This window comes from Arthrobacter sp. TJ-254 (genome assembly GCF_058269175.1).
The window spans coordinates 115,830-128,779 of the sequence record NZ_JBZCNF010000005.1 but is presented as its reverse complement, the minus strand read 5'-3'; the positions used below and the strand labels follow the sequence as shown (position 1 = coordinate 128,779).

Annotated in this window: 15 protein-coding genes; 10 read left to right on the top strand and 5 right to left on the bottom strand. The window is 65.6% G+C overall.

What is annotated here, in order from left to right; genetic code table 11:
• The first annotated feature begins 156 nt into the window (after positions 1 to 156).
• Positions 157 to 597, top strand: a complete 441-nt coding sequence (locus AC4D14_RS14875) for an SRPBCC family protein (RefSeq protein WP_490903432.1) — start codon at positions 157 to 159, stop codon at positions 595 to 597.
• 10 nt (positions 598 to 607) lie between these two features.
• Here the strand turns inward: AC4D14_RS14875 and AC4D14_RS14870 are convergent, their stop codons facing one another.
• Positions 608 to 1,216 carry a hypothetical protein gene (locus tag AC4D14_RS14870; protein ID WP_490903431.1) on the bottom strand — a complete coding sequence of 203 codons (609 nt, stop codon included), beginning with the start codon at positions 1,214 to 1,216 and terminating at the stop codon, positions 608 to 610.
• A 200-nt stretch (positions 1,217 to 1,416) separates the two neighbouring features.
• Between AC4D14_RS14870 and AC4D14_RS14865 the strand changes: the two genes are divergently transcribed.
• Positions 1,417 to 1,746: a PadR family transcriptional regulator gene (locus AC4D14_RS14865; protein WP_490903430.1), complete on the top strand. Its 330-nt coding sequence runs from the start codon at positions 1,417 to 1,419 to the stop codon at positions 1,744 to 1,746.
• Between the two features lie 2 nt (positions 1,747 to 1,748).
• On the top strand, positions 1,749 to 2,090 hold the full coding sequence (locus tag AC4D14_RS14860) for a DUF1048 domain-containing protein (protein WP_490903429.1): 342 nt from the start codon (positions 1,749 to 1,751) through the stop codon (positions 2,088 to 2,090).
• A 102-nt stretch (positions 2,091 to 2,192) separates the two neighbouring features.
• Here the strand turns inward: AC4D14_RS14860 and AC4D14_RS14855 are convergent, their stop codons facing one another.
• Positions 2,193 to 3,050: a LysR family transcriptional regulator gene (locus AC4D14_RS14855; protein ID WP_490903428.1), complete on the bottom strand. Its 858-nt coding sequence runs from the start codon at positions 3,048 to 3,050 to the stop codon at positions 2,193 to 2,195.
• Between the two features lie 85 nt (positions 3,051 to 3,135).
• Here AC4D14_RS14855 and AC4D14_RS14850 point away from each other — a divergent pair, with 85 nt between their 5' ends.
• On the top strand, positions 3,136 to 3,996 hold the full coding sequence (locus tag AC4D14_RS14850; protein WP_490903427.1) for an EamA family transporter: 861 nt from the start codon (positions 3,136 to 3,138) through the stop codon (positions 3,994 to 3,996).
• Between the two features lie 107 nt (positions 3,997 to 4,103).
• Positions 4,104 to 4,748 (top strand): NAD(P)-dependent oxidoreductase, encoded by a 645-nt coding sequence (locus AC4D14_RS14845; protein WP_490903426.1) that lies wholly within the window; start codon positions 4,104 to 4,106, stop codon positions 4,746 to 4,748.
• Positions 4,749 to 4,767: 19 nt separating this feature from the next.
• Here AC4D14_RS14845 and AC4D14_RS14840 read toward each other — a convergent pair whose 3' ends face one another.
• Entirely contained in the window at positions 4,768 to 5,262 is a 495-nt protein-coding gene (locus tag AC4D14_RS14840; RefSeq protein ID WP_490903425.1) for a hypothetical protein, read from the bottom strand.
• A 331-nt stretch (positions 5,263 to 5,593) separates the two neighbouring features.
• Between AC4D14_RS14840 and AC4D14_RS14835 the strand changes: the two genes are divergently transcribed.
• The gene (locus AC4D14_RS14835) at positions 5,594 to 6,412 is read left to right on the top strand and encodes a cation efflux transmembrane domain-containing protein (RefSeq protein WP_490903693.1); all 819 of its coding nucleotides are present in this window, start codon (positions 5,594 to 5,596) and stop codon (positions 6,410 to 6,412) included.
• Positions 6,402 to 7,193 (top strand): HpcH/HpaI aldolase family protein, encoded by a 792-nt coding sequence (locus AC4D14_RS14830; protein WP_490903424.1) that lies wholly within the window; start codon positions 6,402 to 6,404, stop codon positions 7,191 to 7,193. The genes AC4D14_RS14835 and AC4D14_RS14830 overlap by 11 nt, the downstream gene beginning before the upstream one ends.
• 16 nt (positions 7,194 to 7,209) lie before the next feature.
• Here the strand turns inward: AC4D14_RS14830 and AC4D14_RS14825 are convergent, their stop codons facing one another.
• Together AC4D14_RS14825 and AC4D14_RS14820 are read right to left on the bottom strand one after the other, a co-directional pair.
• The gene (locus tag AC4D14_RS14825) at positions 7,210 to 7,899 is read right to left on the bottom strand and encodes a M23 family metallopeptidase (protein WP_490903423.1); all 690 of its coding nucleotides are present in this window, start codon (positions 7,897 to 7,899) and stop codon (positions 7,210 to 7,212) included.
• A gap of 97 nt (positions 7,900 to 7,996) precedes the next feature.
• Positions 7,997 to 9,310 (bottom strand): glycosyltransferase, encoded by a 1,314-nt coding sequence (locus AC4D14_RS14820; RefSeq protein ID WP_490903422.1) that lies wholly within the window; start codon positions 9,308 to 9,310, stop codon positions 7,997 to 7,999.
• Positions 9,311 to 9,832: 522 nt separating this feature from the next.
• On the opposite strand from AC4D14_RS14820, the gene AC4D14_RS14815 reads away from it, so the two are divergent.
• From AC4D14_RS14815 to AC4D14_RS14805, 3 genes are read left to right on the top strand one after another with little or no spacing between them, the layout of a single operon-like run.
• Positions 9,833 to 10,279 (top strand): tRNA-dihydrouridine synthase, encoded by a 447-nt coding sequence (locus tag AC4D14_RS14815; RefSeq protein WP_490903421.1) that lies wholly within the window; start codon positions 9,833 to 9,835, stop codon positions 10,277 to 10,279.
• Position 10,280: 1 nt separating this feature from the next.
• Positions 10,281 to 11,462, top strand: coding sequence for a glutathionylspermidine synthase family protein (locus AC4D14_RS14810; RefSeq protein ID WP_490903692.1), 1,182 nt, complete (start codon positions 10,281 to 10,283; stop codon positions 11,460 to 11,462).
• Positions 11,459 to 12,943 carry an APC family permease gene (locus AC4D14_RS14805; protein WP_490903420.1) on the top strand — a complete coding sequence of 495 codons (1,485 nt, stop codon included), beginning with the start codon at positions 11,459 to 11,461 and terminating at the stop codon, positions 12,941 to 12,943. Before AC4D14_RS14810 ends, AC4D14_RS14805 begins: the two co-directional genes overlap by 4 nt.
• The last annotated feature ends 7 nt before the right edge of the window (positions 12,944 to 12,950 follow it).

The following is a 12,950-nucleotide window of genomic DNA, read 5'->3' as shown; positions in this document are numbered from 1 at the left end:
CGAACACCGCTCTGAGCGTGCGGCCGGTAGCCCGGACGCACACCGTGAAGGACCGCTCCCGCATGGGGCGGTCCTTCATTGTTTACGGGGAGTACCAAGAGCCCGGCTGCAGCGGGCGGCGCCGCGTTTGTCGCCCGGGGCTTCCTATACTGAACCATGCGGTATACCCAAGAGATCCTTGTCAACCTTCCCCTGACCCGTTTCATCGAGATTTTCGATGATCCCGCCAACCTGCCCAAGTGGCAAAAGGGGCTGCTGTCCTTCGAACACGTATCGGGTGAGCCAGGGCAGCCCGGGGCCACCTCCCGCCTGATCTTCCGGCAGGGCAAAGGCACCATGGAGATGACCGAGACAATCACCCGGCGGGATCTTCCCCACCATTTCGATGGGATCTATGAGGCCAAGGGCGTCCACAACCTCACCCGGAATGAGTTCTCTGAGGCCGGCCCCGCCGCGACCCGCTGGGTCGCGCACAACGAGTTCCGCTTCAAGGGGCCAATGAAGGTTGTCGGGCTGCTCTTTCGGCCCATGTTTCCAAGGCAGAGCTACGGGTATATGAAGGCGTTCAAGAGCTTCGCCGAGCACCAGGGCCCGTAAGGCGCAATTATCAATGGACGATCGGTGGCACATCGACTTCCGCAGTCCGGTCGCTGTCCCGGCCGGTAAGGATCTTCGAGTCCGGCCACAGCGCCGCCCCGGCGTGGCCCAACAGCAGTTTGGAGTAGAAGACCGGGCCGAACCACGGGGCGGACGCTGATCGGCCAACCCTGGCATCGAGGGCGATCCCCAGGAGGGTCAGGGCGGCCGCCAGCGGGCGGCGGCGCGACGCGCGCCGGATGAGCGCCGTCGCGATGATCAGGAACCCGTAACGGCCCGCCGCGCGGCGCAATGTCGAAACGTCCGCCCCATCGTTCGGGTCGAGGGCCGCAAGGACAAACGGGTGAAGATGGAAGGAAGCGAATCTCAGGTGATCGGTGTCCCGCTGCCCTGGCCGTTCATACCAGCGCGCGCAGGCCAGGGTGTTGTTGGCCCAAGCTCCACCCCACAAATCGGCCGCAAGAGCGGCAATGACCAGGTTGCGGAAGCCTGACCGCGGTCCCTGCGAGAGGCGCGGAGCGATCAAGGCGCCGAGCGTGCCGAGTCCGAGAGACATAACGGTGTCGAAGCGTGTAGTCTCGGGGCCCACCAACGAGCCCCATGCCTGTTGGATGTTCATTTTCTCTCACCCCGCCGCGGTGCGCCTGCTCACTAGTGCCACAAACGAGCTTGCCACCGCGGGCAGCGGCTGCTCAAAGCAATCCGAAGCGTTTCCCCGTGGCCTGGCTGCCGCGCGCAGTTCGACCGTTCTGGCTTGCACCCTCACTACTTAGCGTTACTATGGACTAGTAGCTAGTAACACTGAGTAGGAGGTGACCGTTGGGCAGGCAGATGACGGAGATGCTCAAGGGGACACTCGAGGGAATCGTCCTTGCCCTCCTGAGAGGGCAGCCGGCGTACGGATACGAGATTACGACGCTGCTCCGGGGGAGGGGTTTCTCCGATATCGCCGAGGGCACCGTTTACGCGTTGCTCGTCAGGCTCGAGCAGAAGGGGCTCGTCGACGTCGAGAAGCGTCCGTCGGAGAAGGGACCCCCACGCAAGGTGTACTCGCTCAACAGTGAGGGTGAGAAGTACCTTGAGGATTTTTGGACAACATGGAGCTTCCTGTCCGAGCGGCTCGAACAGCTCCGAGAACGAGAGGGATGAGAGTGTTCATCACACGGATGATCGATGAGAAAAAGCGGTACAGGAAGTACAAGGCGCGCACGGAAGAGCTTCCGGCGGGCTACCGCACCGCTATCGGGGCGTTGGAGCGGTACTTGATGTACTTCGGGCCGGGGAAGAGCGACGAGCTGCTGACGATGTTGGAGGATCTGGGCGACCTCTTCGATGAGAGCGCGGCAAGCGGAACCCCGGTGGGAGCGATCGTGGGTGAAGATCCCGTGGAATTTGCCGAGGTGTTCCGTCTGAACTATCCGGCGGGTCAATGGATGATCAAGGAGCGGAAACGGCTCACCCAAGCAATTCAGAGCGTCACCGGGGGCGAGTAAGCCCATGAGCAGCATGGTCGCAGCAGGCCGAACCTTCGAGCCTGCGATCAGTGTGCGGGACATTTGTGTGCCTTCGCCGGAGGATCCGAGAAGTCCCGTCACTCATGTCTCGACGTAGAGGCCGACCAGCAGTTCGACGACGTCTCTGCGCGCCGCGGGCGGATCGGCCCTGGACCACGCGGCGTAGACGGGGACGGGAGGCGCGTCGCGGACGGGACGATAAACAAGGCCGCGGCGGCGGTACTGGTGGGCCGTGGATTCGGCTGTAATCCCGCGGGCCTTGCCGCTGCCGATGACCGTCAGCCAGTCGTCGACGTCGTTTGTGACTATGGAGTCCGCAGGCCGCCCGCCATCGGGCCACAGGTCGAGCTGGGTGCTGCCGGTGCGGAGGTCGAGGGCGATAGTAGAACCGGCAACCTGGGCGAGGGTGACGCTTCGCTTGCCTGCGAGGGGATCCTCGGCGGCCATCGCACAGTATCGTTTCTCCACCCCGATGAGCACGAGTTCGAAGACGGCGGGATCCGGCAGACGCCGCAGGATTGAGAAATCGCTCGTCCCTTCGGCCAGTCCCGCCGTCGCGGTGTTTGTCCTCATGAGACGGAGTTCCGTGTCCGGGAAGGCTGCAGCCCATCTGCGCTGAAAGTCCGGAGTATGTCGGCCGAGGGCGGACCAGGCATAGCCGATCCGGACCGTCTTCCCGCCGGACACCGCCTCATGGCGGAGGTCCTCAAGAATGGCGAGAGCGCGGCGGGCGTGGTGAACCGCGCGCTCGCCCGCAGGAGTCAGTTCGACACTCCGGGTGGTCCGCCGCATCAGCCGAACGCCGACGGCGCGCTCCAGGGCAGCGACGTTACGGGACACGGCAGCCTGGGAGATGCCCAGCTCTATTGCCGCATCGGTGAAGCTACCCGTGTCAATGACTCCGATGAAGGAGCGCAGGTGCCGCAACTCGAAGTCCATGCGCCGATTCTATTCATACATTTGGTGCATCAATGGCTCCAGTTATGCATTATGTGGATGCAGTGCGGCCATCCAGAATGCACCAATGGACAAAGTGGAGACCGGAGGCAGGGGCCGGGCGGCGGCGACGCTCGTGGCGAGTGCGCTCTCAAACCAACTCGGCGCCGCCAGCGGTTCTCTTGCGTTTCCAGGCATGGGGCCGATCGGTGTTGTCGCGGTACGCCAGTTCATCGCCGCGGCGGTGCTCGTGCCCCTGATCCGGCCGCGGATCCGCAGTCTGACCCGCCGCCAATGGTGGCCCATCCTTTTGCTCGCGGTTGTCTTCGGAACGATGAACCTTTCCCTCTACGCCGCAATCGACCGCATTGGGCTCGGCCTGGCAGTGACTCTGGAGTTCCTCGGGCCCCTGTCCGTCGCCCTGCTTACCCCACGGAGCAAAGGAAGCCTGATCTGCGCCGGGGTTGCCGGGGTGGGCGTTGTTGCAATCACCCGTCCGGAAGCATCAACAGACTACGTGGGCATCGGATTCGGCCTGTGCGCCGCCTTCAGCTGGGCCGCGTACATCCTGCTCAACAAAACGATCGGCAGCCGGGTGTCCGGCGTCCAGGGAACCGCAGCGGCTACAGGAGTCTCCGCAATGCTGTTCATCCCGATCGCCCTCATCGTCTTCATCGGTCAACGACCCGACGCCTTCGCCGTCATGTGCGCGGTCGTCGCCGGAATCCTCGCCTCCGTAGTGCCCTACGTCGCGGACCTTGTCACCCTGCGGCGGGTGCCCGCGAACCTCTTCGGGATCCTCATGAGCATCAATCCCGTCTTTGCCGCGGCCATCGGTGCGGTGGCACTCGGCGAGTCACTGGGGATCATGGAATGGGCAGGAGTCCTGCTCATTGTCGGCGCAAACGCTTCCGCTTTGCTCCTCCGCGGCAACAACCCAAAGCGTTAGGAGTCGGCGGGCGCTCCCGTGAACGATCATTACAGAAAGGAAACGACGGAACGGTCCGAGAGTGTTAAATTCCGTACATCGGGAAGTTTCGATCGAAGGAGCACGAGATGGCACGCATCACCGTTCTGGGCGGCACCGGCTATGCAGGAAGCGCAGTCGTGAAGGAGGCGCAAAGCCGCGGACATGATGTTGTCTCGGTGAGCCGCAATCCGCCGGCGGACCAGCTGGAGGGTGTCAGGTACATCGCCGGCTCGGTTCTCGATCCGGATTTCCTTGCCCAGGTGGTCGCCGACCGCGATGTCATCCTGGAAGCAGTCGCGCCGCGAGGGGACATGGTGGGAAAGGAGGAGGGCCTCGTTGAAAATCTGATCGGATTGACGGCCGACGCCGGCATCCGCCTTGGTGTAGTCGGCGGAGCATCCTCGCTCCTTGTGGCACCGGACGGCCCGAGGCTTTATGACATCAGCGACGTTCCGGACCAGGTCCGGCCCGAAGTTGAGACCGGTATCGCGCTGCTGGACATGCTCAAGGCGTCTCCCGAGAACCTTGACTGGTTTTACGTCAGTCCACCCATCGAGTTCGGCGCGTGGGTTCCCGCCGAAGACAAGGGCACCTACCGCCTCAGCGAGGATGTCGTCCTCAAGGATGCCGAAGGGAAATCGACAATCTCGGCCGCCGACTTCGCCCGGGCCATCGTCGACGAGATCGAGCGGCCCAGATACCGCCGGCAGCGATTCCACGCCGCCCACTGACAAGCACCACGGCGGCGTCTCAAAAGCACTTATCCTTGGCGATGGTGATTTCGTACTCGTAGCTCAGGGTGTAGCTCCGGAGCCCGGTGGAGTAGGTGAGCAGGGCGCCGCGCGCGACCCCGTCACCATCCTCGGGGCCGTTGGCCAACACGACCACGATATTGCCGGTGGTCCCGGCTGGAATCCCGCTTCCAACCGCCGGCTGGGCTGAAGCCCACCATCCGCTTTGCTCGTCATCGGGTGGAACGGTGGACCCGACGCCGAAAGTGGAGCCGGGACCGTCGGGCACCAGCATGAGGTGGGCATCGACGAGGTTCAGCCCCCGCGGCTCCAGCAGTTCAACCTTTTCAAGGGTGACGGGGTGCGGCGAGGTATTGGTCAGGATTAGGCCGACTGCCGCGTCACCCGCTGCGGGTTGCGGCGTGCACACCGCGGCGTGCGAGGCATAGGTCCTTCCCAACGGGCCGGGGTCGAGCACCCATATGGCGCCGAGGCCGACTGCAGTGGCCACCACCGCCCATACAGCCTTCCGCGACGGCCTGGGCGGCGCGCCCGGTGGAGCGTTCACGGGGTCAACGGCCATGGCAGTGTCGGATCGGTGCTTCGCGCTCATGTGTTCCCCCGATGCCTGGCCTGGTGGGCGCTGCGCTCCGGACGGCCAAAGTGAGCTGAAGCATAACCGCACCCGCGGAGAAAGCCTAGGGGCCCGGGCCGTACCCCGGCCCCTTGTCCGAGAAACGGGTATCGTGTGGCGGGTGGAGATGCCAACCCATTCGGGTTCCCTCCCGGGGCCCGGCAACGCCTTTGGACACCGCCCGCGGGGAACCGGGACGGGTGCACCGCAGCTGGCCGACGGCCGGCGCCGCCTTCTGTCCCGGCGCATCCGGATCCTGGTGGCGGCGACAATCACCTACAACGTCGTCGAAGCGATGGTGGCGATCAGTGCCGGGACGCTCGCTTCATCCGCAGCGCTGATCGCGTTCGGACTTGACTCCGTGGTGGAGGTGCTGTCCGCGGCGGCCGTCGCCTGGCAGTTCGCAGGACGCGATCCCGAAGCACGTGAGCAGAGGGCGCTGCGCCTGATCGCGTTCTCGTTCTTCGGGTTGGCAGGCTTTGTCGCGGTCGATGCAGTGCGGGCGCTGACCGGCGTCGTCGAAGCCCGGCACTCGCCTGTCGGGATCGCCCTGGCCGGAGCCAGCCTGGTCATTATGCCGTTCCTCTCGTGGGCGCAACGGCGCGCTGGACGCGAGCTTGGGTCGCGGTCCGCCGTCGCCGATTCCAAACAGACCCTGCTGTGCACCTATCTCTCCGGCGTCCTGCTGGCGGGGCTCCTGCTCAACTCCACGCTGGGCTGGTCCTGGGCCGATCCGGTGGCTGCGCTCGTCATTGCCGCGGTCGCCGTGAAGGAGGGCCGCGAGGCCTGGAAGGGTGATGCGTGCTGCGCGTTGCCGGTCCAGAATGCCGGACGCCTGCCCGCCCCGGACAGGCGGGGGATAACCGCCGCAATCCCCGGCCCGTCCACGGCTCCTCCTGTCGGGTTGGTCGTTGAGCCGATGGCGGGTAACCCTTCAGCGCGGTCGTGTTCCTGCTGCGCCGGCAGGCCGCTCGCCCCACCTGACGGCGGGCGGACCGCGCCTCGGGGAGGTCCGCGGGATGGACAGTGACACCGCTTCCAGCACCCCTGCGACACCGCCTCAGGGAGTGATCGGGCCCGGCTCCTCAGGCGTATGGTGCTTCGGTGACGACGTCGACACCGTGCTGGCGCTCGCGCGGTCCGGTTTCGACTGGATTGCCCTCGATGCCCAGCACGGCAAGTTTGATCGGCGCTCGCTGATCGACAACGGCCGAGCCCTCCAGGGTGCCGGCATGAACTTCGCGGTCCGTGTCGCAGGTGCCGACCCCGCCGGCATCGGCCTGGCCCTCGACGTCGGTGCCGCCACCGTCATCGTGCCCCAGATCGACAACGCCGACGAAGCCCGCCTGGTGGTCGAGGCCGGCAGATACCCGCCGCAGGGTTCCCGCAGCTGGGGCCCGCTGGCACCGCTGTGGGGGCGTGAGGCGCCAGCGCCCCACGCGGCGGCACCCCAACTTGCAGTCATGATCGAATCCGCTGCGGCCCTGGCGAACATCGAGTCCATCGCGGCCGTTCCCGGGGTCGACCTTCTCTTCGTGGGTCCGTTCGATCTCTCTCTTTCGCTGGGCACCACGGTCGACGCCCTTCTGGCCGACGAGGGTGGCCCCCTGGCCACGATCGCCGCCGCAGCCGCCCGGGCGGGGCTGGGCGCCGGTATTTTCGCCGGCACTCCGGAGCGCGCGGGCATGCTCCGCGCGCGTGGTTATGACCGCATCGCGGTGGCGACGGATGCCGCGGTCATCGCGGCAGGAGCCCGCGCCGTCCTCGAGTTCACACCGACGCATTCCCGCCCCGGCGGGCAACGGCCCTGATATCCTGCGCTTTCCTTCAGCCGGATGCGTCAGCAGCCGGCCCGGGCAACGGTTCGACGACGGCTCCCTCGCCGGGCAGGCCGGCATCCCGGATTCGGGAATCCTTGGAGCCCGGCGGCCACTCGCGGAAGCGCCGGAACGCGATTGGAAGACCGCGGGCAACCGACAGGTTCGGACTGTCCATCACCTGGAGGTGGACATGCGGTTCCGTGGAGTTGCCGGAGTTGCCGCACGCGGCAACCGCCTGGCCGGCCCTCACCTCCTCGCCGACGGCCACACGGATGGAACCGGCCTGGAGGTGGGCCAGACCCGCATAGGCCCCGGGGTGCCGCAGTGCGATAATGACATGGTTGCCGGCGACCGCGGCCGCTCCCTTCCGGAGCCGCCCGGACTGGCCCAACGCGTATGGCAGCAGGGCCAGCTGTGAACGCCGGCCGTCGTGGTCGAATTCGCCGTCGTGCACCCCAACAACGGTGCCGTCGCCGGGGGCCAGGATCGGCAGGCCGTAGGCGAAAAACCGCTCCCGTGGTTCGGAGGCGAGGAAAGTCCGCCAATCTGTGCGCGGTGAGGTCCGACGGCGGTCATCAACGGCAACGAAGTCGATGGCATAGCGCCCGCCCAGCAGGTTCGTCCCATGGCTCGGGACCCGCCTAGCCGGGCTGTTCTGCGCCAGCCACCTGCCTTCGAACGGCAGCGAAATCAACACCCCGCCAGATGCCGGGCCCTGTGGGGCCCGCCCTCCGGTCACGGGACGCATCCCCGTCGAGGCCCTGGAACGGACCGCTGCTCCGGACTCATCCGCACTAGCGCATCGCTGGCTTGGGAAGGTCATCCACGAGGTCGGCCAACGCGTCGACTCCGCGGGAGGCCTTGATTGCGACGGCCAGCCGGGCGGCTGTCTGCTTGTACCTGGGCGTGGACAGCACGGTCCGGACAGCTTTGGCGATGCCCTCGGGTTTTGGGCGGTTGGAGCGGAGGTTGATGCCCGCTCCTGACCATTGGACCCGTGCCGACACCTCCGTCTTGTCCTCGGTTTCCCCCGCCACAACCAGGGGTACGCCGTGGCGCAGCGCGAACTGGACACCCCCGTACCCTCCGTTGGTGACCACCACATCGACCTTGGGCAGCAGTTCGTCATACGGGAGGTAAGAGGAGACGCGCACATTGCTGGGCAGTGGGGGTTCCAGATCCTCGGCGGGCCGGCCGCCTGTGCTGACGACCACGAGGACGTCGTCGTGGGCCAGGGCGTCGATTGTTGGGCGAATCAGGTCATTGAAATCCCTGTTCGCCACGGTTCCCTGGGTCACGTGAACCACCGGGCGGCCCGCCTCGAGTTCGTCCCACCAGTCCGGCAACCCGCGGTCTCCGGCCGGGGAAGAGGTTCCCTTCACGCTCTGGGACACCGGTCCGACGAAGTGGACGGTGTCGGGCAGGTCCGAGCGGGGATATTCGAACTCGGAAACGGTGAACTGCACCACGTGGTCCGCAGCGCGGGGCCAATCCATGAAGAACGCAGGGAAGGGGGCGTTGACCACCTCATGGGACATGGCGTCCGCGTATTTCTGGACGGGCGCGAAGACAATCTTTTCGGAGACTGAGCGCAGGATCCGGTTCCGCAGCTGCCCCAACGGCCCGGGCATCGGTGGAATGCCGAGCCCGAAGGGAGCGGTGTCGCGGCTGGCCAGGCTCAGCGGTACGATGCCGCAATTGATGACGGCGGGCCGGTTGGCGTTCGGCTCGGCGACCAGGAGTGGGGCCCCCATGAACAGCGACTCGGCAAGGACGGCGTCGGCGGATTCTTCAGCCAGCAATCCCGTAATGGCCGCATGCTGGAACTTTCCCGCCCGCATGAAGATTTCCTGGAGGTCAAAGCGGATGCCCTTGGGCCCCTTGAGGCCAAGCCGACCGGGGAAAGCAGCGTCGAGATCACTGTCGTCGAAGTCCGCCTCTGCGGGAAGCGGCACGAATGTTGCCCCTGTGGCGCCGACCCGGTCCCGGTAGCGGCTCCCCGTCAGGAACCGGACCCGGTGTCCGCGCTTCACCAGGCCGGACGCCACAGCAAGCATCGGGGTGACGTGGCCGTGGACAGGTGTGGAACAGAGGATGAGGGATGCCATGAGGTGCTCCGACCGCTTGACCTTCTCGGATGTGTAGCTAAGTATTGCGCAGCAAGGGGGTCCGGAACACCCGGGTTCGCGTGGCCCGGACCGCCGCGCACTGTTGCTCCAAGTCTGTCTACGCGGCGATCAATCCTCCATGTGCTGGATGCGCAGTCCGATCCGTCGCTCAAGACTCCGGGTCGTGTAGTGCAGGGAATTCTGCCCGCTCATGGCAGACTGAGCGCGTCGACTGCGCACTGAAATCAGGGGGATATGTGGCGAGCACCGATTGCACGATGGCCGATGGCGTGGGACCAGTTCCACCGGCTTGGTGGTTCGCGCCCCGGCCGTCCACGCTCGCAGCAGGAGCACGGCGGTGGTCTTGATCCTGCCCCTGTTCGTGTACACGATTAACTCGATTGCCCGATATGTACCGGCGATGGCAATCGCGTGCGTGCTCCTGTCCGGGATGTGCCTCTGGGTGGTTTGGGCCAGAGTCCACGGCGCCAGGACCTCCATCCCAGCCACCGGAAGCCAATCATGACCGACATCCAGGGCCCCGCAGCGGCCGACCCGCGCAGGAGCCGCCGAAGCGCGTCCCTTTCCATTGGCGTGACGGCGCTTCTTGCAAGCGCCGTCCTCACCGGATGCTCACCTTCAGGTGAAGTAATCGACGCCGACTACGCCCAGGTCTGCCAGGACCGCACCACCGAGGAGCGGGTCGAGGACAGCAAGTGCAGCGAGGAAGGCCGGTCCTCGGGCGTGTACGGCTGGTACTTCTTCGCGATGGGGGCGCGCAACGCTGCCATCAGCAGGTCCATTCCTCCCGTCGGGTCCCAGCTCGCAGGGGGCGTCACCACGGTTCCGGCCGGCGCGTCGACTCGAAGCGGTCTGCCTGCCTCGGGGTCGTCGGCGGTCAGCCGGGGCGGCTTCGGTGACAGTGCCAAGTCGGGCAGCGGCGGCCGCTCCGGAAGCATGGGTGGCTGAGGTGAAACGCATCCCCTCCGTTCCGCGCCGCGACTGGAAACGGAAAATCGAAAGCCAGGGCCTCGTCTTTTCGACGACGGTCCTTCCCGACGGATCCTCCATCGAGTACTGGAACGAAAGCGCCTACTACCAGTTCGACCTTGCCGAAGTCGAGATGCTCGAAAAGGTCACCGAGGAACTGCACGGCATGTGCATCGAGGCCGCCCGTTACCTGGCGACCGGGGCAATGGGCAACATCGGCATCAGCCCGGAAGCCCTGAAGCTCGCAGCAGGGTCCCTTGCCCGCGGCGAACCCGGCGTCTACGGGCGCTTCGACTTCGCCTACGACGGCGTGAACCCGCCGAAGATGCTCGAATACAACGCCGATACCCCCACCGGACTGATCGAAGCGTCGATTGCGCAGTGGTACTGGCTGCAGGATGTAATGCCCCGCAACGACCAGTGGAACGGCATCCACGAAGCCCTTGTCCGTGCGTGGGAGAAGCAGCGCGGGGGCCTCGACGGGGCACGGCTGCATGTGGCGCACACCGAAGTCGAAGAGTCGGGCGAAGACTGGATGACCGCGGCGTACATGCTCGACGTCGCCAACCAGGCAGGGTGGGAGACCGTCGGCATCAACATGAGCGACATCGGCTGGAACGCCCGCACCAAGCGGTTCGTCGACCTTGACGAGAACGTCATCAGCAATATCTTTAAGCTGTATCCGTGGGAACACATGATGAAGGAGGACTTCGGCAAGAACATCCGCGACTGGCCGGTGATGACCCGATGGTATGAACCGGCCTGGAAGATGTTCCTCTCGAACAAGGCACTCCTTGCCGCACTCTGGCACCTCTACCCGGGGCACCCGAGCCTCCTTCCGTCCTTCCTCGACAGCCCCAACGGGTTGAAGGAATGGGTGGCCAAACCCCTCCATGGGCGCGAAGGGGACAATATCCGCATCCATGCCAAGGGCGTGGACATCGAACAGCCCGGCGACTACGGTGCCGAAGGCTGGTGTTACCAGGCATGGAGCCCCCTTCCGGATTTCGACGGCAACCACCCGGTTCTCGGCGCCTGGGTCGTCGACGGCGAATCCGTCGGCGTCGGCATCCGCGAATCCGACGGTTACGTGACCGACTACTTCTGCCGCTTCGTGCCCAACATCATCGACGCACCCGCCCCTGACCTGGGCAGAAAATGAGCGCGCCACTGACCCCTTCTGTGCGCGGCAAGGGTTTGTCGGCGGACGATCTCGGGCTGGCGGGGAGCGTTTCCGTAGGTCTGTCTTCGACCGCGCCGGTCTACTCCCTGGCGGCCACCCTTGGGTTCATCATCCTTGCCGTGGGCGTGCAGGCACCTGTGGTCCTGATCGCCGCCTTTCTTCCCATGCTGTTCACCGCATATGCCTATCGCGAGCTCAACAATGACACTCCGGACTGCGGTACCACCTTCACATGGGCCTCGCGGGCGTTCGGAAAGTTCACCGGCTGGATGGGTGGCTGGGCCCTGGCCCTCTCAGGGATCGTCGTTCTCGCCAACCTCGCGCAGATCGCCGGGCAGTATCTTTGGCGTCTGGTGAATCCCGGGCTGGCAGACAATACGCTGCTGGTGACGATCACCGGCGTTGCCTTCATCGCCGCAATGACCTGGACCAACTACCGCGGCATCGACCTCTCCGAGAAGATGCAGCGGACGTTGATCATTCTTCAGTACGCGGCCCTCGCCCTCTTCACCGGCTTCGCCCTTTACCGCATCGGGGCCGGACAGGCCTTCGACCTCACACCGGTCTCCCTTGAATGGTTCAACCCGTTCGCTGTGGACAGCCTGCAGTCATTCACCTATGCGGTGCTCCTGGCCCTGTTCATCTATTGGGGCTGGGATACCTGCCTCGCACTGAACGAGGAGACCCGCAACCCGCGGACCACACCGGGCCGGGCCGCTCTCATCTCCTCGGTCGTCCTCCTTCTCACCTATGTCGGGGTCAGCGTGGTCGTGATGGCCTTCGCAGGCACCGGATCCGTTGGACTGGGCCTCGGCAACGAGGCGAATGCAGCCGATGTCTTCTACGCAATCAGCGCGGCCGTTCTGGGCGACTGGTCCTGGGTGGTGGTGCTGGCTGTGCTGATCTCTGCCGTTTCCTCAACCCAGACAACGATCCTGCCCACCGCGCGCGGCACCCTCTCGATGGCCGCCCACAGGGCGCTTCCCGACCGCTTCGCCCGCGTCCATTCGCGATACCTGACGCCCACGTTCTCGACGGTGCTGATGGGAGTCACCGCCTCCGCCTACTACGTGGCGATGACCCTGATCAGCGAGGACTTCCTTGCCGACTCGATCGCCTCCCTCGGACTGTTCATCGCCTTCTACTACGGCCTCACCGGCTTCGCGTGCGTCTGGTATTTCCGGCGAACGCTGCGCTCGAGCACCCGGAACCTCGTGTACAAGGGAATCCTTCCGCTGCTGGGGGCGCTGATGATGACTGCTGCGTTCGTGCTCAGCGCAGTGGACATGCTCGACCCCGCCTACGGAAGCACCGTCTTCCTCGGTGTCGGGGGAACCTTCGTGATCGGTGTCGGCGCGCTGCTCCTGGGCGTCGGCCTGATGGCCCTCTGGTACGCCTCTGCGGGACGGCGGAAGGCCGCAGACCTGGCACTCGACGCATACGGCCCGACGCCCGGCTGACCACCGC

What these genes read in the sequence shown, in the direction of transcription:
- AC4D14_RS14870 (WP_490903431.1), bottom strand. Translation starts at nt 1,216, where the DNA reads ATGAACATCCAACAGGCATGGGGCTCGTTGGTGGGCCCCGAGACTACA.
- AC4D14_RS14830 (WP_490903424.1), top strand. Translation starts at nt 6,402, where the DNA reads ATGGACAGTGACACCGCTTCCAGCACCCCTGCGACACCGCCTCAGGGA.
- AC4D14_RS14875 (WP_490903432.1), top strand. Translation starts at nt 157, where the DNA reads ATGCGGTATACCCAAGAGATCCTTGTCAACCTTCCCCTGACCCGTTTC.
- AC4D14_RS14805 (WP_490903420.1), top strand. Translation starts at nt 11,459, where the DNA reads ATGAGCGCGCCACTGACCCCTTCTGTGCGCGGCAAGGGTTTGTCGGCG.
- AC4D14_RS14820 (WP_490903422.1), bottom strand. Translation starts at nt 9,310, where the DNA reads ATGGCATCCCTCATCCTCTGTTCCACACCTGTCCACGGCCACGTCACC.
- AC4D14_RS14815 (WP_490903421.1), top strand. Translation starts at nt 9,833, where the DNA reads ATGACCGACATCCAGGGCCCCGCAGCGGCCGACCCGCGCAGGAGCCGC.
- AC4D14_RS14855 (WP_490903428.1), bottom strand. Translation starts at nt 3,050, where the DNA reads ATGGACTTCGAGTTGCGGCACCTGCGCTCCTTCATCGGAGTCATTGAC.
- AC4D14_RS14850 (WP_490903427.1), top strand. Translation starts at nt 3,136, where the DNA reads ATGGACAAAGTGGAGACCGGAGGCAGGGGCCGGGCGGCGGCGACGCTC.
- AC4D14_RS14845 (WP_490903426.1), top strand. Translation starts at nt 4,104, where the DNA reads ATGGCACGCATCACCGTTCTGGGCGGCACCGGCTATGCAGGAAGCGCA.